General features: G+C 72.8%; 17 protein-coding genes. 16 read left to right on the forward strand and 1 reads right to left on the reverse strand.

Features of this window, described 5'->3' with window-relative positions; genetic code table 11:
- Nucleotides 1–39 precede the first annotated feature (39 nt).
- The 9 genes from JT721_RS06690 (at nucleotide 40) to JT721_RS06730 (ending at nucleotide 9,871) form a co-directional block, all read left to right on the forward strand.
- Nucleotides 40–711 (forward strand): ThuA domain-containing protein, encoded by a 672-nt coding sequence (locus JT721_RS06690; RefSeq protein ID WP_205472177.1) that lies wholly within the window; start codon nucleotides 40–42, stop codon nucleotides 709–711.
- Between the two features lie 11 nt (nucleotides 712–722).
- Nucleotides 723–1,598 carry a nucleoside hydrolase gene (locus tag JT721_RS06695; protein ID WP_205472178.1) on the forward strand — a complete coding sequence of 292 codons (876 nt, stop codon included), beginning with the start codon at nucleotides 723–725 and terminating at the stop codon, nucleotides 1,596–1,598.
- Nucleotides 1,599–1,603: 5 nt separating this feature from the next.
- The gene (locus tag JT721_RS06700) at nucleotides 1,604–2,551 is read left to right on the forward strand and encodes a ribokinase (protein WP_205472179.1); all 948 of its coding nucleotides are present in this window, start codon (nucleotides 1,604–1,606) and stop codon (nucleotides 2,549–2,551) included.
- Between the two features lie 72 nt (nucleotides 2,552–2,623).
- On the forward strand, nucleotides 2,624–3,898 hold the full coding sequence (locus tag JT721_RS06705; RefSeq protein ID WP_205472180.1) for a Gfo/Idh/MocA family protein: 1,275 nt from the start codon (nucleotides 2,624–2,626) through the stop codon (nucleotides 3,896–3,898).
- A 10-nt stretch (nucleotides 3,899–3,908) separates the two neighbouring features.
- On the forward strand, nucleotides 3,909–4,982 hold the full coding sequence (locus JT721_RS06710) for a Gfo/Idh/MocA family protein (RefSeq protein ID WP_205472181.1): 1,074 nt from the start codon (nucleotides 3,909–3,911) through the stop codon (nucleotides 4,980–4,982).
- A 105-nt stretch (nucleotides 4,983–5,087) separates the two neighbouring features.
- On the forward strand, nucleotides 5,088–5,837 hold the full coding sequence (locus tag JT721_RS06715; RefSeq protein ID WP_205472182.1) for a phytanoyl-CoA dioxygenase family protein: 750 nt from the start codon (nucleotides 5,088–5,090) through the stop codon (nucleotides 5,835–5,837).
- A 10-nt stretch (nucleotides 5,838–5,847) separates the two neighbouring features.
- On the forward strand, nucleotides 5,848–6,765 hold the full coding sequence (locus JT721_RS06720; RefSeq protein WP_205472183.1) for a sugar phosphate isomerase/epimerase: 918 nt from the start codon (nucleotides 5,848–5,850) through the stop codon (nucleotides 6,763–6,765).
- A gap of 77 nt (nucleotides 6,766–6,842) precedes the next feature.
- Entirely contained in the window at nucleotides 6,843–8,918 is a 2,076-nt protein-coding gene (locus tag JT721_RS06725; RefSeq protein WP_205472184.1) for a hypothetical protein, read from the forward strand.
- Nucleotides 8,915–9,871 (forward strand): zinc-binding dehydrogenase, encoded by a 957-nt coding sequence (locus tag JT721_RS06730; RefSeq protein ID WP_205472185.1) that lies wholly within the window; start codon nucleotides 8,915–8,917, stop codon nucleotides 9,869–9,871. The genes JT721_RS06725 and JT721_RS06730 overlap by 4 nt, the downstream gene beginning before the upstream one ends.
- Before the next feature lie 232 nt (nucleotides 9,872–10,103).
- Here the strand turns inward: JT721_RS06730 and JT721_RS06735 are convergent, their stop codons facing one another.
- Nucleotides 10,104–11,132: a LacI family DNA-binding transcriptional regulator gene (locus tag JT721_RS06735; protein WP_205472186.1), complete on the reverse strand. Its 1,029-nt coding sequence runs from the start codon at nucleotides 11,130–11,132 to the stop codon at nucleotides 10,104–10,106.
- Between the two features lie 47 nt (nucleotides 11,133–11,179).
- On the opposite strand from JT721_RS06735, the gene JT721_RS06740 reads away from it, so the two are divergent.
- The 7 genes from JT721_RS06740 to JT721_RS06770 all read left to right on the forward strand — a co-directional run bounded on the left by JT721_RS06740 (nucleotide 11,180) and on the right by JT721_RS06770 (nucleotide 18,876).
- The gene (locus tag JT721_RS06740) at nucleotides 11,180–11,995 is read left to right on the forward strand and encodes an AraC family transcriptional regulator (protein WP_205472187.1); all 816 of its coding nucleotides are present in this window, start codon (nucleotides 11,180–11,182) and stop codon (nucleotides 11,993–11,995) included.
- 212 nt (nucleotides 11,996–12,207) lie between these two features.
- Complete coding sequence (locus JT721_RS06745) at nucleotides 12,208–13,530, forward strand: ABC transporter substrate-binding protein (protein WP_205472188.1); 1,323 nt, start codon at nucleotides 12,208–12,210, stop codon at nucleotides 13,528–13,530.
- Nucleotides 13,531–13,684: 154 nt separating this feature from the next.
- Complete coding sequence (locus JT721_RS06750; RefSeq protein ID WP_205472189.1) at nucleotides 13,685–14,650, forward strand: carbohydrate ABC transporter permease; 966 nt, start codon at nucleotides 13,685–13,687, stop codon at nucleotides 14,648–14,650.
- Nucleotides 14,647–15,672, forward strand: a complete 1,026-nt coding sequence (locus JT721_RS06755) for a carbohydrate ABC transporter permease (protein ID WP_205472190.1) — start codon at nucleotides 14,647–14,649, stop codon at nucleotides 15,670–15,672. The genes JT721_RS06750 and JT721_RS06755 overlap by 4 nt, the downstream gene beginning before the upstream one ends.
- Nucleotides 15,669–16,853 carry a hypothetical protein gene (locus tag JT721_RS06760; RefSeq protein ID WP_205472191.1) on the forward strand — a complete coding sequence of 395 codons (1,185 nt, stop codon included), beginning with the start codon at nucleotides 15,669–15,671 and terminating at the stop codon, nucleotides 16,851–16,853. The genes JT721_RS06755 and JT721_RS06760 overlap by 4 nt, the downstream gene beginning before the upstream one ends.
- Nucleotides 16,850–17,851, forward strand: coding sequence for a Gfo/Idh/MocA family protein (locus tag JT721_RS06765; RefSeq protein ID WP_205472192.1), 1,002 nt, complete (start codon nucleotides 16,850–16,852; stop codon nucleotides 17,849–17,851). The genes JT721_RS06760 and JT721_RS06765 overlap by 4 nt, the downstream gene beginning before the upstream one ends.
- Nucleotides 17,848–18,876: a Gfo/Idh/MocA family protein gene (locus JT721_RS06770; protein WP_205472193.1), complete on the forward strand. Its 1,029-nt coding sequence runs from the start codon at nucleotides 17,848–17,850 to the stop codon at nucleotides 18,874–18,876. Before JT721_RS06765 ends, JT721_RS06770 begins: the two co-directional genes overlap by 4 nt.
- Nucleotides 18,877–19,616: the final 740 nt, after the last annotated feature.

Here is a 19,616-nt window from a genome sequence, read left to right on the forward strand (position 1 = left end):
CTAGCGTGCGCGTCCACATCGTGTCGAGGGAGGAACCGCATGAACAGCGCGCGCAGCCGGCAGGCCCTGGTGGTCCGGGGCGGCTGGGAGGGGCACAGCCCCGTCGAGGCCACCGACCGCTTCATCCCGTTCCTCGAGGAGCACGGCTTCGCGGTCGAGGTACACGACTCGCCGGAGGTGTACGCCGACGCCGAGCGGCTCGCGGCGATCGACCTGGTCGTGCAGTGCTACACGCAGGGGGAGGCCACCGACGAGCAGGTGCTGGGCCTCTCCGCGGCGGTCGCCAACGGCACCGGGCTGGCGGGCTGGCACGGCGGGGTCTGCGACTCCTACCGGGGCTCGCCCGACTACCTCCACCTCACCGGCGGCCAGTGGGCCGCCCACCCGGGCGGCTTCGTCGAGCACGAGGTCGTGGTGGCGCCGGACCAGGCCGACCACGAGCTGATGACCGGGCTGAGCCCGCGGTGGTCGCTCGACACCGAGCAGTACTGGGTGCTGACCGACGGCCTCAACGAGGTGCTCGCCACCACGACGTTCGAGCCCACCGACGAGACGCCCTGGTCGGAGTCGGTCACCTGCCCGGCGGTGTGGACCCGCCGGTGGGGAAGCGGGCGGGTCTTCGTCTCCACGATCGGCCACAAGCTCGAGGACCTCGACCACCCCGACGTGCGCACGCTGACCGAGCGGGGCCTGCTGTGGGCGAGCCGCTGACCCACGGACCCGTGCGCATCGTCCTCGACACCGACCTCGGGATGGGGGCGCCGGGCTCGGACATCGACGACGGCTTCGCCCTCGCGCTGGCCCTGGCGGAGCCCGGTGTCGTCGTCGAGGTCGTCACGACCGTCGGTGGCAACAGCGACGTCGAGACCTCCACCCGGTTGACCCGCGACCTCCTGGCGGTGCTGGGCCGCACCGACGTGCCCGTGGTGACGGGGGCACCGGCCGTCGACGACGCTGCCGAGGAGATCGTGCGCCGGGTGCGCGCCGAGCCGGGCGAGCTGACGATCGTCGCCATCGGCCCGCTGACCAACCTCGCCCGCGCCCTCGCGCTCGACCCCGAGGTGGCTCGCGACGTCCGCGAGGTCGTGGTGATGGGTGGGGTCTTCCTCGGCCAGACGAACGTCGCGGCGATGCCGGGGGAGTACAACTTCTGGTGCGACCCTGCGGCCGCGCAGGCGGTGCTCGACAGCGGCGCGCCCCTGCGCCTGGTCGGGCTCGACGTGACCCGCCAGGTGCGGCTGACCCGGGCCGACGCCGACGCGCTGGCCGGCGCCGGGGAGTTCGGCCGGGTCGCCGCGGCCGCGACGCACGGGTGGATCGACTTCCAGGAGCGGGTCAAGCCCCACGAGGAGATCGAGCAGGGCAGCTGCGCGCTGCACGACCCGCTCGCGGTGGCGGTCGTGACGCGACCCGACCTCGTGACCTGGAAGCCGGCCCACGTGGCCGTCGAGACCCAGGGCCGGGTGACCCGCGGCGTCGCCGTCGCCGATCTGCTGATGTGGGCCGACCCGCCCACGCCGAACTGCCTGATCGCCACCGACGTCGACGCCGACGCGTTCCGCGCCGTCTTCCTCGGGCGGATCGCGGGCCTGCCGTGACCGGCGTGGTCGACGTGGTCGGCGTGGTCGACGTGGTCGACGTGGTCGTGGTCGGCTCGGTCAACCGCGACTACGTCTGCCGGGTCGACTCGCTGCCGGCTCCCGGCGAGACCGTGCTGGGCGGCCAGGCCTCGGTGGGCTCGGGCGGCAAGGGTGGCAACCAGGCCGTCGCCGCCAGCCTGCTCGGCGCCCGCACCGCGCTCGTGGCGCGGGTGGGCCGCGACGACGACGGCCGGGCCGTGACCCGCGACCTGGCGGAGGCCTGGGTCGACACCCGGGAGGTGCTCCCCACCGCCACCCGCACCGGGCTGGCCTTCGTCATGGTCGACGCCACCGGCGAGAACTCCATCGTCGTGGCCCCGGGCGCCAACGAGCTGCTCGAGCCCGCGACGACGTCGAGGGCGGTGCGCGAGCTGCTCCGCCCGCCGGGCGTCGTGGTGACCCAGGCCGAGATCCCCGAGGCGGCCTTCGACGCCGCCGTGCGGGCCGCGGCCGAGACCGGCTGCCGCGCGGTGGTCAACCTGGCGCCCTACCGGCCGGTGGCCGCGGACGTCCTCGCCCTGTGCGACCCGCTCGTGGTCAACGAGTCCGAGGCCGGTGGCCTGCTGGGTCGCCGGGTGCGGGGCGCGGCGGCGGCGTGCGACGCGGTGGTCGACCTGGCGGCCCGCTGCCGGTCCGCGGTCGTGACGGTCGGGGCCGAGGGAGCGGTGGTGGGGGAGGGGACGCGGGTCACGCACGTCCCGGCCCACGAGGTGCCGGTCGTCGACACCACCGGCGCCGGCGACGCCTTCACCGGGGCCGTGGCCGCGGCCCTGAGCGCCGGCCGCGACCTGGTCGACGCCGTCCGCCTCGGCGTGCGGGCCGGGAGCTTCGCCGTGCAGCGGCCCGGCGCGCAGGCGTCGTTCGCCCGTGGCGCCGACCTCGGCACCGGCCCGCTGCGCGAGCGTGCCTGACCGGCCGTTGACCGCGACGACGCCAGGGCCTAGCGTTCGCCATCCAAACCGATTTGCGCCCCGAGGAGACCGATGACCACCCCGAGCAACGGAACGCGGCCGGCGCTCGGTGTCGCGATGATCGGGTACGCCTTCATGGGAGCGGCGCACTCGCAGGCGTGGCGCAACGCCCACCGGTTCTTCGACCTCCCCGCCCGGCCGGAGCTGCGCGTCGTCTGCGGTCGCAGCGAGTCGGCCACCCGTGAAGCCGGCGAGCGGATGGGGTGGGCCGACTGGACGACCGACTGGCGCACGGTCCTGCAGCGCGACGACGTGCAGGTCGTCGACATCTGCACCCCGGGCGACACCCACGCCGAGATCGCGCTGGCGGCGCTGGCCGCCGGCAAGCACGTGCTGTGCGAGAAGCCGCTGGCCAACACGGTGGCCGAGGCCGAGGCGATGACCGCGGCGGCGCAGACCGCCCAGGCCCGCGGGGTGCTCTCGTCGGTGGGGTTCAACTACCGCCGCACGCCGGCTCTCGCCCACGCCCGACGGCTGGTCGAGGAGGGCGCGCTCGGCACGGTCCGCCACATCCGCGCGCACTACCTCCAGGACTGGATCGTCGACCCCGAGTTCCCGCTGGTCTGGCGGCTGCAGAAGGACAAGGCCGGCTCCGGGGCCCTGGGCGACATCGGCGCCCACATCGTCGACCTCGCCCAGTTCCTCACCGGCCAGCGGCTCACCGACGTCGCCGGCCACCTCACCCGCTTCGTCGAGCGGCGCCCGCTGGCCGAGGCGACGTCGGGCCTGCAGGCCAGCGGCGGCGCCGAGACCGGCGAGGTGACGGTCGACGACGCCGCCGTCTTCCTCGGCCGCACCGACGGCGGCGCGCTGGCGACCTTCGAGGCCACCCGCTTCGCCACCGGCCGCAAGAACGCCATGCGCATCGAGCTCAACGGCTCGGCCGGCAGCATCGCCTTCGACTTCGAGGCGATGAACGAGCTGCACGTGCACGACGCCACCGTCCCTGACCGCGACGCCGGCTTCCGGCGGATCCTCGTGACCGAGCCCGACCACCCCTACGCCGCGGCCTGGTGGCCGCCCGGGCACGGCCTCGGCTACGAGCACACCTTCGTGCACGAGATCGCCGACTTCGTGCGCGACGTCGTGTCCGGCACGCCGCCGACGCCGTCGTTCGCCGACGGCCTCCAGGTGCAGCGCGTGCTCGACGCCGTGGAGCGCTCCTCGGCCGCCGGGGCGGCCTGGACCCCCGTCGGCGCCGACCAGCCCGGTCGCCGCCCCCAGCACACCGACCACCCCCCACCGCCTGCCGCGTCGGCCGACGTCGCGTCGAGCACCACCCACTGAGAGGGATCCCGTGACCAAGCTGCGCGTCGGAGTCATCGGTCTGGGCGAGGTCGCCCAGGTCATCCACCTGCCGATCCTGGAGTCGATGCCCGACCGCTTCGAGGTGGCGGCCATCTGCGACATCTCGCCCGGGCTGGTGAAGCGGATGGGGGAGCGCTACCGCGTCGCCCGCGGCTACACCAGCTTCCACGAGCTGATCGCCGCCGGCGGCCTGGACTGCGTGCTCGTGCTCAACAGCGACGAGTACCACGCCGAGTGCACGATCGCGGCGCTCGACGCCGGGCTCGACGTCCTGGTCGAGAAGCCGATGTGCCTGAGCCCACGCGAGGCCGAGGAGATCATCGCCGCACGCGACCGCTCCGGACGCACCGTGATGGTCGCCTACATGCGCCGCTTCGCCCCGGCGTTCACGGAGGCGGTCGAGCGTCTCCCCGAGCTGGGCGAGATCCGCTACGTGCGGGTGCACGACGTCATCGGCGAGAACCGGCTGATCGTCGACCAGACCTCCCACGTCGACCGCCCCGACGACGTGCCGGCCGGCGCGGTCGACGAGAAGTGGGCGCGGCGCTCGGCGCTGGTCAAGGAGGCGCTGGGGGAGGTGCCGCAGGAGCTGGAGTGGACCTACGGCCTCCTCTGCGGCCTGGGCAGCCACGACCTGTCGGCGATGCGCGAGCTGCTCGGCCGGCCCCAGCGGGTCTCGGCCGCGAAGATGTGGCGCAGCGGCGGCTACCTCGTCGCGCTGCTCGACTACGGCGACTTCGTCGTCACCTACGAGACCGGGGTCGACTCCCAGCTGCGCTACGACACCTACATCGAGGTCTACGGCGGCTCCGGGACCATGAAGGTGCAGTACGACACGCCGTACGTCCGCCACTTCCCGACCACCTTGCAGCTCGAGCTGACCGACGGCGACTCCTACGAGCGCTCGGTGCGCCGTCCGCACCTCAAGGACCCCTACACCTACGAGCTCGAGCACTTCCACGAGGTCGTCACCTCCGGCGGGACGCCCAAGACCACCCCCGAGGACTACGTCGAGGACATGGAGCTGTTCGTCGAGATCATCCGCGCGCTCGAGCGGTCCTGAAGATAAGTCGAACGCCGCCGAGGAAAGGCGTCGTGGCCCCCGCCCCCGCTCCGTAGCGTCGGTCGCGCCGCACCTCCCCGACCTTCCGAACCGAAAGGCACGCCGATGCTGACCGAGCAGGACATCGAGCACTTCCGCACCCAGGGCTACCTCCTGCCGGGCCGCCAGCTCTTCCCGGAGGAGAAGCTGAGCCGCCTGGAGCAGATCTTCAACGAGCACCTCGCCGACAAGGGCGACAAGCTCTCCGACGAGCTCGACACCCCGCACTACCGCGACGAGCGGCTGCTGGAGTTCCTGCTCTCCGACGAGGTGCTCGACATCATCGAGCAGCTGATCGGCCCCGACATCGCGCTGTGGTCGAGCCACTTCATCTCCAAGGACCCGCGCACCGGTCGGGCCACGCCGTGGCACGAGGACAGCGCCTTCTGGGAGGGGCGCTTCGACAGCTACGACAACATCGTGACGATCTGGCTGGCCCTCGAGGACGGCTCGTTCAAGGAGAACGGCTGCATGCGGGTCATCCCCGGCACCCACCTCAACGGAGGGTTCTCCGAGGGCTACGAGCCCGCGGACATCACCACCCAGACCTTCCACGCCGAGCTCGGCGGGGTCGACGAGGACCAGGCCGTCTACTTCGAGCTCAAGCGTGGCGAGTTCTCCATGCACGACGGCCGGATCGTCCACGGCGCCGCCGCCAACACCAGCGACATCCGCCGCACCGGCTACACCATGCGCTACTTCCCGTCGTCGGTGAAGATGCAGGACGTGCCGCAGAACGAGGGGTGGCGGATCTGGCTGGCGCGCGGCAGGGACCTCGCCGGCAACAGCTACGCCAACGTCCCGGCGAACGCGTGAAGCCGCGCCGGTGAAGCTGGGGTTCCTCACCGCCTGCCTGCCCGGCGAGTCGCTCGACGACGTCGCCGGGTGGGCGGGCGACCAGGGCTACGCCGCCCTCGAGGTCGCCGCCTGGCCGGACCGGCCCGGTCGCGACTGGGAGGCCAGCCACCTCGACGTCGAGTCGTTCGGGCCGGCCGACGCCGAGCGGGTCCGCGCGCTGCTCGACCGCCACGGGCTCGAGCTCTCCGCGGTCGCCTACTACGAGAACAACCTCCACCAGGACCTCGCGGTGCGCGAGGCGACCCACGACCACCTGCGCCGCTGCATCGACGCCGCCGCGCTGCTGGGCGTGGGGCTGGTCGGCACCTTCGTCGGCCGTGACGTCGGCCGGACCGTCGCGGAGAACCTGCGGCTCGCCGAGCAGGTGCTGCCGCCTCTGGTCGAGTACGCCGCGGCCCGCGACGTACGCCTGGTGGTGGAGAACTGCCCGATGGAGGGCTGGCACCCCGACGGCTACCCCGCCAACCTCGCCTACTCACCCGAGCTCTGGGGGTGGCTGGCCGAGCTCGGCCTCTGGCTCAACTACGACCCCTCCCACCTGGTCTGGCTCGGCATCGACCCCGTCGCGGCGCTCGAGGCGCACGCCGACCGGGTGCTGCACGTGCAGGCCAAGGACGTCGAGGTCGACGCCTCGGCCCGCGACCGCTACGGCGTCTTCGGCCGCGCGCTCGACCGCGAGGCGTGGGTGAGCGGCTGGTGGCGCTACCGCATCCCGGGCCTCGGCCAGGTCGACTGGCGCCGCGTGGTCGACACCCTCCACCAGGCGGGGTACGACGGCGTCGTCTCGGTCGAGCACGAGGACCCCGTCTGGAGCGGCTCGCCCGAGCGCGTCCGCCGCGGCCTGGCGCTCGCGCACCGCACGCTGTCACCCCACGTCGACGTCTGATCCCCTCCCCGCGCCTCCGCCCACCGCTGCACCGCCCGAGCACCCCGTCGAAAACCCGCTGTCAGGAAGGTCCGCCCATGCACCGTGGTGTCTACTTCGACGCCTGGTTCCCGCGCCAGCACTGCTACCACCCCAGCCTGCCCCCACGCCGGCTGCGGATGGTCGACGACCTCGTCGACTACCGCGCCACCGTGCTGGTGTGGGCGTCGATGGGCGGCGGCTCGCTGTCGCTGCCCTACCTGGAGCAGGAGGCGTTCGGCCCCGTCGACGCGCGCTCGCGGTTCTACGGCTTCGTCAACGACAGCGAGTTCATCGCCGCCTGCCACGAGCGCGGCATCAAGGTGCTCGGCATCGTCTTCGAGGCGCAGGGCTGGGAGTTCCCGGTCGAGCTCAACGAGGCCGAGGACGAGGTGCTGGCGATCAACGAGCTCCGCGGGGTCGGCCGCCGCGGCTGGATGGGCCTGCGGGAGTTCTCCGGCAACCGCTACCCCAAGCTGTGGAAGCCGGTCGAGCACTACTTCCCCGAGGGCCTGGTCAACTCCGACGGCGAGCCGGTCACGGACCTGATCGAGGAGTGCGTGGTCCGCGACATCCACGGCGAGCCGTGCCACGCCCACTGGGTGGAGTGCCCCGACCGCGAGCACCAGTGCTTCTACATGGACCGCAACAACCCCGTCTGGCGCGAGTACCTCAAGGCGGTCATCCGGATCCAGCTCGACGCCGGGGCCGACGGCATCCAGCTCGACGAGGCCGAGCTGCCGATGGGTGCGTTCCAATACGGCGCCTGCTTCTGCAAGGACTGCATGAAGGGCTTCCGGGCCCACCTGCAGGCGCTGCCGGCCGCCGAGCTCGACGACGCGCTCGAGAACGTCGACCTCTCGACGTTCCACTACGGCGAGTGGCTGCTGGCCCGCGGCCACGACTTCAAGGAGGGGCGCGAGTCCACGCCGCTCTTCGGGGACTACTACGCCTTCCAGTGCCTGGCGATCAAGAAGTACTTCGCCGAGCTCGCCGGCTACGCCCGGGAGTACGGTCGCTCGCTGGGCCGCGAGGTCATCGTGTCGGGCAACTTCTTCAACCTCGAGCCGATGTACCTCGCCCTGGCCGACGACGTCGACCTCGTGATCACCGAGATGCGCAACACCACCTACCGGCAGCCGGAGTGGTACCGCTACGTCGCCGCCTTCGCCGGAGACAAGGACGTGGTGGTCGTCGAGAACCCCTACGGCGGCGTCGTCCCCGAGCTGATCGAGCTGCTCGGCCAGGGCAAGGGCCACGACCTGTTCCGGCTCTCGCTGTTCGAGGCGGCGGCGTTCGGGGCCAACATGTCGGTGCCGTACGGCTCCTGGATGGGCTCGGTGATCGAGGACTCCTTCTACGCCCCGCACGGGCTGGCCACCGAGATCCAGGCGTTCCTGGCCGACCACGAGCACCTGGTGGCGCGCCGCACCGCCAACGAGGTGGCGGTCGTGTTCAGCGTCGAGAGCACGCGCGAGCTCATCGGCAGGGCCGACGCCAGCGACAACACCACGAACCTGCGCGACGAGTCGGTCGTCGTGCCCTACCGCGTCGTCACCACGACGCTCGCCGACGCGGCCGTGCCGTTCGACGTGGTGATCTGGCCCGACGGCGTCACCGCCCCCGACCGGTCGACGGCCGAGGCGCTGACCCGCTACGACACCGTGGTGCTGCCCGACGTGTTCGCGCTCACCGCCGCGCAGGCGGCGGCCATCGAGGGCTACCTCGCCGCCGGTGGCACGGTGGTCGTGACCGACCGGGTCCCCGAAGCCCTGCCCCGGCACGAACGGGTGGTCAGGGCCGACCACACGGTGGTCGACGAGCTGCTGCCCCACGGCCGCCAGGTCGACACGGCGGCCGCGGTGTCGACCAACCTCCACCACCTCGCCGACGGTTCCTACGCGCTCCACCTGGTCAACTACGCCTACGACCGCGAGGCGGACGCCGTGCGCACCCTCACCGACGTGGCGCTGCGCGTTCGCCTGCCGGAGCCCCGCGGCCACGCCACCCTGGTCACCCCGGACGGCACCCGCACGCCGCTCGGGCTCGACCGTGACGGCGACGCCCACGCGGTCGTCGTCGGCGCCCTCGGCGTCCACGCGATCGTGGTCTTCCACGACGAGGAGCTGTCGTGAGGATCGCCGTGCTGCGCGGGCCGCGGTCGTTCGAGATCGAGGACGCGCCGGTGCCGGAGCCGGCCGCCGACGAGGTGCTCGTCCGGGTCGTCGGGTCGGGCGTGTGCGCCTCGGAGCTGGAGACCTGGCTGGACGGCCCGCCGCCGGGGGAGGAGCGCCGCCCCGGCCACGAGGTCAGCGGCGTGGTCACCGCCCTCGGCGCCGACGTGACCTCGCTCGCGGTCGGCGACCGGGTGGGCGTCTGGGTCACCGAGCGGGGCTTCGCCGAGTACGTCGCGGTGCGGGCGGCGTACTGCTTCCCGGTGGGCGACGGCCCGCTCGACGTCGCGCTGGCCGAACCGGTCGCGTGCTCGGTCAACGCCGTCGAGGCGGCCGACGTCCGCCTGGGCGACGACGTCGTGGTCATCGGGGCCGGCTTCATGGGCAACCTGGTGCAGCAGCTGGCCGCTCTGCGCGGGCCGCGGCACGTCATCGTCGCCGACGCCCGCCGCGACGCCCTGGAGCGCGCCGAGGCGCTCGGGGCGACCCGGGTCGTCGACGTGACCCGCGAGTCGCTGCCCGACGTCGTCCGCTCGTTGACCGACGACCGGGGCGCCGACATCACCTTCGAGTGCACCGGCACCCAGGCGGCGCTGACCGCGTGCGGCGACACGACCCGGATGAGCGGGCGGATCGCGGTCGTGGGCTACCACCAGGGCGCGGACCGCACGATCCCGCTGTCTTACTGGAACTGGATGGCCTTCGACCTGGTCAACGCCCACTTCCGCGACGTCGACGTGATCATGCGCGGGATGGCGGTCGGCATGCGCCTGCACGCGGCGGGGCTGCTGCCGCTGGACCGGCTGGTCACCCACCGGTTCGCCCTCGACGACATCGACGACGCCTTCGCGGCGCTGCGCGACAAGCCCGAGGGCTTCGTGAAGGCGGTGATCACCTTCCTGGAGGTGGAGTGACTCCGGGCGCCTGGACCACGCCCGTGCGTGGTTGGTGCGGCGGGCCGGGGGCGATCCGGCGCCCGAACCACGCCCGTGCGTGGTTGGTGCGGCGGGCCGGGGGCGATCCGGCGCCCGAACCACGCCTGTGCGCCGTTCGTGCGGCGGGGCGGGGGCGATCCGGCGCCCGGACCGCGCCTTTGCGCGGTTGGTGCGGCGCCGGAGACCCGACCGGGCCCTGCGCCGGGAGCCGTCAGGCGGTGCCGCGCTCCACCAGCGGGCAGGGCAGCACGACGGTGCGTCCCGCGCCCCGGTAGCGGCCCGAGAGCCGGCTCAGGGCCAGGTCGCCGGCCGCGCTGCCGAGGTCGTAGGCCGGGTTGCGCACCGTCGTCAGCTGGGGCGTGACGATGGTGGCGGCGTCGACGTCGTCGAAGCCGATGATCGCGACGTCGTCGGGCACCGAGAGCCCGAGCTCGTGAGCGACGTCGAGCGCGCCGATGGCCATCAGGTCGTTGGCGCAGAAGACCGCGTCGGGACGGGTGGGCAGCGTCATCAGCGCCTGCATGGCCTGGTAACCGCCCTTGCGGGTCCAGTCGCCGCGGACCATCATCTCCGGCGGCACCCGCTGCCGGGCGACCTGCATCGCGGCCCGGAAGCCGGCGGTGCGGGCGGTGCCGTAGCGCGGCGGCCCCTGGATCATGGCGATGCGCGCGTAGCCACGCTCGGCGAGGAACGCCGCCGCGTCGCGCGAGCCGGCCTCGTCGTCGGGGATGACCGCGTCGCACAGGGGGTGGTCGAGGTGGTCGCCGACGCAGACGATCGGGGTGGTGAGGTCGCCCGGTCCGAAGGTGATCTCGGAGGCCAGCTCGCCCGAGGCGAAGACGATGCCGTCGACGCCGCGGTCCATGACGTCCTGGAAGAACTTCCGCTCGCGGTCGTGCTGGCCGTCGGTGCTGCACACGAAGGTGCCGTAGCCGGCCGCGTCGACGGCGTCGGCGAGCCCGCGGGTGAGCACGGCGTAGAAGGGGTTCGTGATGTCGGGCACCAGCACGGCCAGCACGTGGGACTGGCGGGTGCGCAGGTGCCGCGCCACGTGGTTGGGCCGGTAGCCCAGCTCGCTGATGGCATCGAGCACCGTGCGGCGGGTCGTCTCGCCCACGACCCGCTTGCCCGACAGCACGTGCGAGACCGTGGTGGGGCTGACCCCGGCGCGTCGGGCCACGTGGGCGATCGTCACGCGGGCAGGCGGTGCCGACGCGGTGGTCGACTCGCTGCGCGGCATGGCGGTACCCTAGCCCACCCAAAACGATTTGAGCCTGGAGGCGCGGGGTGACCGACCCGGTCGAGCGCTTCAGCGCCGCGGCCCTCGAGGTCCCGTTCGCCGGTGCCCGGGTGATGCGCCCCGAGCTGCGCCGCGTCGACGTGCACTGGCACGACTACTACGAGCTGAGCCTGGTCGTCGACGGCCGAGCCGAGCACGTGGTCAACGGCCGCGTCGGAACGCTCGGTCCGGGCGACGCGTTCCTGCTCTCGCCCGCAGACTTCCACTCCATCACGAGCGTCGGCGACGAGCCGCTGACCTGCTACAACACCGTGATCGCCGCCGAGCTGATGGAGCGCCAGCTGGACGGCCTGGGGGCCCCCGGGCCGGACGACCTGCCGTGGCACGCCAGCGGCTTCGACGACACGGCCAGCGACTTCGAGCGCCTCCGGCGCGAGCTCGAGGAGCCGCGGCTGGGCTCGGCCCGGCTGACCGAGGCCATCGTGGCCTGCCTGGTAGTCGAGCTGGCGCGACGCAGCGGCGTCGCCGAGCCCGACGGCGCACCACCGCTCGCCGACGCCGACCTCCGCGCGGCCGTGCTGCACGTCGACCGCCACTTCCGCGAGCCGCTCACCCTCGCCGGGGTCGCCGCCGTCGCGCACCTCTCGCCCAACTACTTCAGCGAGCGCTTCCGCGAGCTCACCGGCACGCCGTTCCAGTCCTACCTCCAGGAGCGCCGCCTGCGCTTCGCGCGCTCGCTGCTCGCCGCGACCACCCTGTCGGTGACCGAGGTGTGCCACGCCGCGGGCTTCAACAGCCTGTCCCACTTCGGACGCGCCTACCGCAGGCAGTACGGCGCCGCGCCGTCCGCGCGCGTCCGGTAGGCCTCGCGACGCCACCCGGGAGCGGCCCGTCCGGAGCCTGCTGCCGCGCCTCGGAGGACGCCCAGCGGCGGACCGATGTGACGCAAACCACGCCGATCCATTGACAACGGGCCGAGCCGCCACGATGCTTCCGGCCACGGAGCCAAACGATTTGCACGACGTCGGACTGAGCCTCCGCACCATCGCTCGAACCAAGCTAGGGAGTTGATTCGGTGACATCACGAAGGTTCCGGAGAATCGCCTCGGTCGCCGCGCTGGCCACCATCGCATCGCTCGGCCTGGCCGCCTGCGGCGGCAGTGACGACGGCCCCGAGCAGGAGCCCAAGGGGGAGGGTCCCGGTCCGGTCGAGCAGCCCGCCGAGCCGACGACCGTGACCTTCTTCTCCTGGCTGGGCAACAACCCCGAGTGGAAGAAGCTCGCCGACGAGTTCCACGCGGAGTACCCCAACATCACGATCAAGTTCGAGAACGTGCCAGCCGAGCAGGCCGCGCAGGTGCTCTCGACCCGGATCGCGGGCAACAACGCCCCCGACGTCGCCTACGTCAACGCCAGCGACGTGGCCGACTACGCCTCCCGCAGCGCCGCCGTCGACCTGGTGAACTACATCGACCGCAGCGAGGTCGTCGACCCCGACGACTACGTCGAGGCGTTCCGCCAGTTCGTCACCTACGACGAGAAGCTCTGGGGCCTGCCGATGGGCGGCGAGACCACCGGCCTCTTCTACCGCACCGACCTCTTCGAGGAGGCCGGCATCGACGGCCCGCCCGCGACGTGGGAGGAGTTCGAGGAGACGGCTGCCGCGCTGACCGACGAGTCGGCCAACCGCTACGGCTTCGAGGTCTTCGCCCCCGAGTCGGCGTACTACTTCCAGCCGTGGCTCTACCAGGCCGGCGGCGACCTGATGAGCCCCGACGGCAAGGAGATCGCCTTCAACAGCGACGAGGCGCGCACCGCGGCGGAGTTCTACGTCAACCTCGCGAAGTACGCCCCGAAGGACTACCTGAACTCCAACTCCTGGGACGGCCGGGTGGCCTTCGCCGAGGGGCAGGTCGGCATGTACATGGCCGGCGCCTGGTTCGCCGGCACCCTGACCGAGGAGTTCCCCGACATCGAGGGCAAGTGGGCCACGGCGCCGCTGCCCGAGGGCGAGGCCGGCTGCAAGACCACCATCGCCGGCGACTCCCTGGTGATGATGGACCAGACCAAGAACCCGGACGCCGCCTGGCTGTGGATGGAGTTCCTCTCGCGGCCCGACGTGCTCGCCCGCACGACGTACGAGACCGAGGGCACGCTGCTCCCGCCGCTGACCTCGCTGCTCGAGGGGCCCGAGATCGTCGAGAAGAAGCCGGTGCTCCAAGGCTTCATCGACCTGATGGAGTGCGGCGTCGCACCCACCGCGTCGAACCCGAAGTGGCCCCGCATCGAGACCATCCTCAACGAGGAGCTGGGCAAGGCGATGTACGGCGACCAGACGGCCGGTGAGGCGCTGGACAACACCGCCCAGCAGGCCGAGGCCATCCTGGCCCGCAACTGACGCCCGACCCTCCGCCCGCCCGGGCCGGCCCATCGGCCCGGGCGAGCGGCTCCGGCGAGCACCGGACCGAGGCCGGTCCGTACCCGCCGGCCAGCACGAGCACCCCAACACCAGGACCAGCACCCGAGCACGGCGAGCAGAGCGAGGAGCAGGTATGTCGACGGCGGTGGCGCCGAGCGAGGCGCCGAACCGGAGCGAGGAGCCGCAGGGCCGGACCCGGCAGGGGCGGGCGCGGCGACTGGCCTGGCGGATCTGGCGGGAGCGGTCGGCGTACCTCTTCATCGCCCCCGGGATGATCATCTTCTCGGTCTTCACCCTGGCGGCGCTGATCTTCGCCTTCTACCTGACGTTCCACCGCTGGAGCATCATCGAGCCGGACAAGCCGTTCGTCGGCACCCAGAACTACGAGGACATGATCCACGACGAGCGCTTCGTGCAGTCGGTCCTCAACACCATCTACTTCACCGGTGCGTCGGTGCCGCTCACGATGATCATCGGGCTCGGCCTGGCACTGCTGCTCAACCAACCGCTGCGCGGCCGGGCGATCTTCCGCACCGCGTACTACCTGCCGGTGGTCACCCCGTTCGTGGTCTCGGCGCTGCTGTGGAAGTGGCTCTACAACGGTGACTTCGGGCTGTTCAACTACTACCTCGTCAAGGGGCACATCATCGACCAGCCGCTGCTGTGGCTCTCGGACAAGGACCTGGCGATGCCGGCCGTCGTCCTGATGAGCGTGTGGAGCGGCGTGGGCTTCTCGATGGTGGTCTACCTCGCCGGGCTGCAGGCCATCCCGCACGAGCTCTACGAGTCGGCCAAGCTCGACGGCGCGAGCACCTGGCGCCGGGTCGTCTTCGTGACCATCCCGCTGCTGCGCCCGACCACCCTGTTCCTGCTGGTGATGGGGATCATCGGCTCGCTGCAGGTCTTCACGCAGATCTTCGTGATGACCAGCGGCGGCCCGGTCAACAAGACGACCACGATGGTCTACTACATGTACCAGTGGGCCTTCAAGTACTACGACATGGGCTACGCGAGCACGCTCGCCTTCGCGCTCTTCGCGATGCTGCTGGCCTTCACGGCCTTCCAGCTGCGCCTCTTCCGTGACGGGGCCACCTCGTGACCGGGGTGACCGAGGAGCCGACCTCGGCCCGGTTCGCCAGCGAGGTCGAGCCGGTCGTCCCGCGCCGGCTGCGCCGCGGGCGCCGCGACCGGAAGGCCCCCGGCCCCTCCAAGGACCGGGAGAAGATGAGCCTACGGGCCAAGGTCGCCACGTACCTCGTGCTGGCACCGATCGCGATCCTGTTCGTGGCGCCGTTCGTGTGGATGATCAGCGCCTCGTTCCAGCCGATGAGCACCATCTTCGCCAACCCGCCCACCTGGCTCCCGGACAACCCGACGACCGACGGATACAAGGGCTTCCTCAACCTCGGTGAGCTCACCCAGGCGCAGGAGTCGCAGGGCCACGGCGACTGGCGCTGGTTCGCCAACAGCGCGTTCGTCGCGATCACGATCACCGTGCTGCAGACCTTCTTCAACGCCCTCTGCGCCTACACGTTCGCGAAGCGCAAGTTCCCCGGCCGCAACGTCATCTTCGTGCTCTTCCTGGCGACGATGATGGTGCCGGGGCAGATCACGCTGATCCCGAACTACATCATCGTCCAGCACATCCCGTTCTTCGGCGGCAACGACTGGATGGGCACGGGCGGCCACGGCTGGCTGAACTCCTACTGGGGCCTGATCATGCCGGGCATCGTGAGCGCGTTCGGCATCTTCCTGCTGCGCCAGTTCATGATGTCGATCCCCGACTCGCTCCTCGACGCGGCCCGCATCGACGGGGCCAGCGAGTTCCGGATCTTCTGGAACGTCGTGCTGCCGCTGTGCATGCCGGCGCTCGCGGCCAACGCGATCTTCACCTTCCAGGGCGCGTGGGAGGACTTCCTCTGGCCGCTGCTGATCACCTCGGGAGACCCGGACAAGACGACGGCGCCCGTCGGCCTGGCGCTGTTCGTCGTGCAGAACAAGACCGACTGGAACCTGCTGTTCGCGGGCTCGGTGATCGCCACCCTGCCGATGATCATCGTGTTCATCATCTTCCAGCGGCACTTCGTGCGGGGCATCGCGGTCACGGGGCTCAAGGAGTGAGCGCCCCGCGCGAGCGGCTGCACCGGCTGCTGGCCGAGGGCGGGGGAGTGCTGCGCTGCGAGCCGGCCTGGGTGGCGCGCGACTTCCTGCCGCCCGGCCGGCGGCTGGGGCTGCCCGACGACGCCTACGACCTGGGGGAGCGCGGGGCGGTCTGCGAGCGCTGGCTGGCCTCGACCACGAAGGCCGACAACCGGATCGGCCCCGACGACGAGGGGCTCAGCCACGTCGTGGGCGAGCACGGCGACCGGATGCTGCTGCGCGACGCCGTCGCCGCCGACCCGGCTGCGGTGCTGGGGGCGTCGTACGCCGCGACCCACCCGGCCGGGCTGGGCCGGCTGGCCAAGATCTTCGACTACGCCTACCGGCTGCCCTACCACGTGCACCCGCCGCAGCGGTTCGCCTCGCTGGTCGGCTGCAACGCCAAGGACGAGAGCTACCACTTCCTCCCCGGTGACCTCGGCGCGCACCCCGAGACGTTCTTCGGCGTGCACCCCTGGATCGCCGAGCAGGGGGCCGGCGAGGTGCTGCTGCCCTACCTCGTCGACTGGGACAGCGACCTGGTGCTGCGCCACGCCCGCGCCGAGCTGCAGGTGCCCGGCGAGGGGTTCCACGTGCCCTCGGGGGTCCTCCACGCCCCCGGGACGGCGCTGACCCTGGAGCTGCAGGAGGACTCCGACGTCCTCGCCATGTTCCAGGCGCTCAACGCGGGTCGGATCATCTCCAAGGAGCTGCTCTTCAAGGACGTGCGCCCCGAGGACCGGGAGGCTGAGGGCGAGCGGTTCCCGCTCCGCTTCGTGGACTGGGAGGTCAACGGCGACCCCTGGTTCTACGAGCACCGCCACCTGTCGCCGCAGCCGCTGGACGACGACGGCGTGGAGAGCTGGGTCTTCTACAACACCACCAAGTACGCCGGGAAGCGGCTCGTGGTCCCGCCCGGCAGGGTGCACCGGCTGCGCGAACCCGGGGCCTACAGCGTGTTCGCGTGGTCCGGCACCGGCCGCTACGCCGGCCACGAGGTCCGCGGCGGCGAGCCCGGGCTCGACGAGCTGGTGGTCACCCACGACGCGGCGACCGTCGACCACGAGGTCGTCAACACCGGCGCCGCGGACCTGGTGGTGTTCACCTTCTTCGGTCCCGACCTCCACCCGGGGGTGCCGACCATCCCGGTCCGGTCGCGGTGACCGGCGAGCTCACCGTCGGGCTGCTGGGCGCCGGCGTGATCGCGGGCGTCCACGCGCACGCCTACCGCGCCTGCCCGGGGGTGCGGCTGGTCGGTGTCGCCGACCCGGTGCCCGGCAAGGCCGGCCGGATCGCCGGGCCGCACGGGGCCGCCGTGGTGGCCGACCTCGAGGCGCTGCTGGCGCTCGGTGTCGACGTGGTCGACGTCTGCACCCCGCCGGCCACCCACGCCGACGCGGTGGTCGCCGCCCTCGCCGCCGGTCGGCACGTGCTGTGCGAGAAGCCGGTCACCCGCACCCTCGACGAGGCGCGGCGGGTGCTCGCCGCGGCCCAGACCGCGCCCGGTCTCCTCTCCATCGGCCAGGTCGCGCGCTACGCGCCCGACCACCGCGCCGCCCGCGACGTCGTCGCGTCCGGCGGGATCGGCGCGGTGCGGCTGGTGACCCACTCCTCCACCTCCGCGATGCCCGGCTGGAGCGAGGCCGGCTGGCTGGCCGACCCGACCAGCTCCGGCGGGCCGCTGGTCGACCAGGGGGTGCACGCCTTCGACTACGTGAGGTGGGTCGTGGGCAGTCCCGCGGTGCGCGTGCACTGCGTGGCCGCCGACAGCGGCGTCGGCCCGGCGACGTACGCGTTGGCGACGGTGCGCTACGCCGACGGCGCGATCGCGCACGTGGAGTGCAGCTGGGCCCACCCGGCCTCGCGCGGCTTCACGCTGCGCGCCGAGCTCGTCGGCACCACCGGGCGGCTGTCGTGGGCCAACGACCAGATGATGGCCGGAGTCCTCCACCGCCGCGAGGGCGACACCGAGTGGTGGGACGCACTGGGCGACCGCGAGTTCACCGCCGAGCTCGGCGCGTTCTTCGACGCGGTCCGCGCCGGCGGGCCGCCCCCGGTGCCGGCGGTCGAGGCGGTGGAGTCGCTGCGCACGGCGCTGGCGGCGCTCGAGTCGGCGCGCACCGGACGCACCGTCGACCTGACGACCTGGGAGGTCCGGTGAGCGGGGCGCCGGTCGGGGTCGCCGTGCTCGGCGCCGCGCACACCGGGCACGTGTGGGCCTGGACGCGGGCCCTGACGCGGTCGCCGCACGCTCACGTCGTCGGGGCGCACGACCCCGAGCCCGAGCACACCCGGTGGATCCACCAGGACTTCGGGGTGCCGCTGGTCGACGACGCCGACGAGCTGCTCGCCGACCCGCGGGTCGGCGCGGTGCTCGTCTGCAGCGCCACCGCCGACCACCGGGCGCACGTCGAGCTCGCCGCCCGGCACGGTCGCCACGTGCTCTGCGAGAAGCCGATCGCCACCACGCTGCCCGACGCCGAGGCGATGGTGGCGGCGTGCGCGGCGGCGGGGGTGCAGCTGCACCTGGCGTACCCGTCGCGGTTCGTGCCGTGGGTCGCCCGGGCCCGGGAGGCGGTGCGCGCCGGCCACCTCGGAGAGCTTCTCGGGCTGGTCGGCGGCAACCGGGGCCGCCCGCCGCTGCCGCTGGCGTACCCCGCCTGGATCACCGACCCGGCCCTGGCCGGTGGCGGCGCGCTGATCGACCACTCGGTGCACGTCACCGACGCGATGCGCCACGTCAGCGGTCTGGAGGTCGTCGAGGTGTCGGCCGAGGCCGGTGCCCTGCTCTGGGGCCTCGAGGTCGACGACGTCGCCGTGCTCTCGCTGCGCTTCGACAACGGCGCGGTGGGCAGCGTCGACCCGAGCTGGTCGGTGCCGGCCGACGCCCCCTGGGACTACGACTTCTTCCTGCGCCTCCTCGGCACCGAGGGCTCGCTCGACCTCACCGACACCGCCGGCGCGGTGCAGCTGGTCAGCACGGCACCGGGCGCGCCGCCGGGGCTGCGGCACGTCGGCCTCGACGAGGACCCGGACCTGGCGATGGTCGAGGCGTTCGTGGCCTCGGTGCGCGCCGGGCGGGTGCTCGAGCCGTGCGCCACGGGCGACGACGGCGTCCGCTCGCTCGCGGTGGCGCTCGCGGGCTACCGGTCCTCGGCCGCAGGTGAGCCGGTCGCGGTCGGGTAGCCGACGCTGCTGGGGCGGTGGCGCGGGGCGGGTCCGGGCGGCGGTGGCCAGGCCTCTGTTCCCCGACCCGTAACGGCGGCTGGCTCACCGCTGCCTCGAGGCGGGCCGGGCGGCGGTGGGCAGGGCTCTGTTCCCCGGCCCGCATCGGCGGCTGGCTCACCGCTGCCTCGGCGCCGGTCCGGGCGGCGGTGGGCAGGCCTCTGTTCCCCGGCCCGCATCGGCGGCTGGCTCATCGCTGCCTCGGCGCCGGTCCGGGCGGCGCTGGGCAGGCGTCTGTTCACCGGCCCGCATCGGCGGCTGGCTCACCGCTGCCTCGGCGCCGGTCCGGGCGGCGGTGGGCAGGCCTCGATCCACCGACCGAGGCACTGGGCTCGGAGCAGGATCGAGTCCTCGACCTGGGCGGCGACGTAGACACCGTGGACGGGCTGCTTGAGGACGCCCCATCGGCACAGGAGACCCAGGTGGTTGCGGTGTACGCCGACCGCCCTGGCGACGGCTGCGGTGAAGGGCGCGTCGTGCGGCAGCTCGCTCGAGCCGTCCAGCCGGGCCCCGGGTTCGCGAAGTGAAGTGAGATCCATGCCAGTGGCATGCGCGATCGTGCCTCACCTGAACCAAGCGCCGACCGAGCCTGTGGACAACCCCCCGTGGGAACCTGCCCGCAGTCCGGGGGGGGGGGGGGGGGGGGGGGGGGGGGGCGCGGCGGCGGGGGGGGGGGGGGGGGGGGGGGGGGGGGGGGGGCC

Source organism: Nocardioides sp. SYSU D00038 (assembly GCF_016924665.1).
Taxonomy (GTDB): domain Bacteria; phylum Actinomycetota; class Actinomycetes; order Propionibacteriales; family Nocardioidaceae; genus Nocardioides.

Bases quoted from the DNA above. Each gene is read 5' to 3' on its own strand.
- JT721_RS06750 (WP_205472189.1), top strand. From the start codon at position 13,685: ATGTCGACGGCGGTGGCGCCGAGCGAGGCGCCGAACCGGAGCGAGGAG.
- JT721_RS06735 (WP_205472186.1), bottom strand. From the start codon at position 11,132: ATGCCGCGCAGCGAGTCGACCACCGCGTCGGCACCGCCTGCCCGCGTG.
- JT721_RS06705 (WP_205472180.1), top strand. From the start codon at position 2,624: ATGACCACCCCGAGCAACGGAACGCGGCCGGCGCTCGGTGTCGCGATG.
- JT721_RS06690 (WP_205472177.1), top strand. From the start codon at position 40: ATGAACAGCGCGCGCAGCCGGCAGGCCCTGGTGGTCCGGGGCGGCTGG.
- JT721_RS06715 (WP_205472182.1), top strand. From the start codon at position 5,088: ATGCTGACCGAGCAGGACATCGAGCACTTCCGCACCCAGGGCTACCTC.
- JT721_RS06725 (WP_205472184.1), top strand. From the start codon at position 6,843: ATGCACCGTGGTGTCTACTTCGACGCCTGGTTCCCGCGCCAGCACTGC.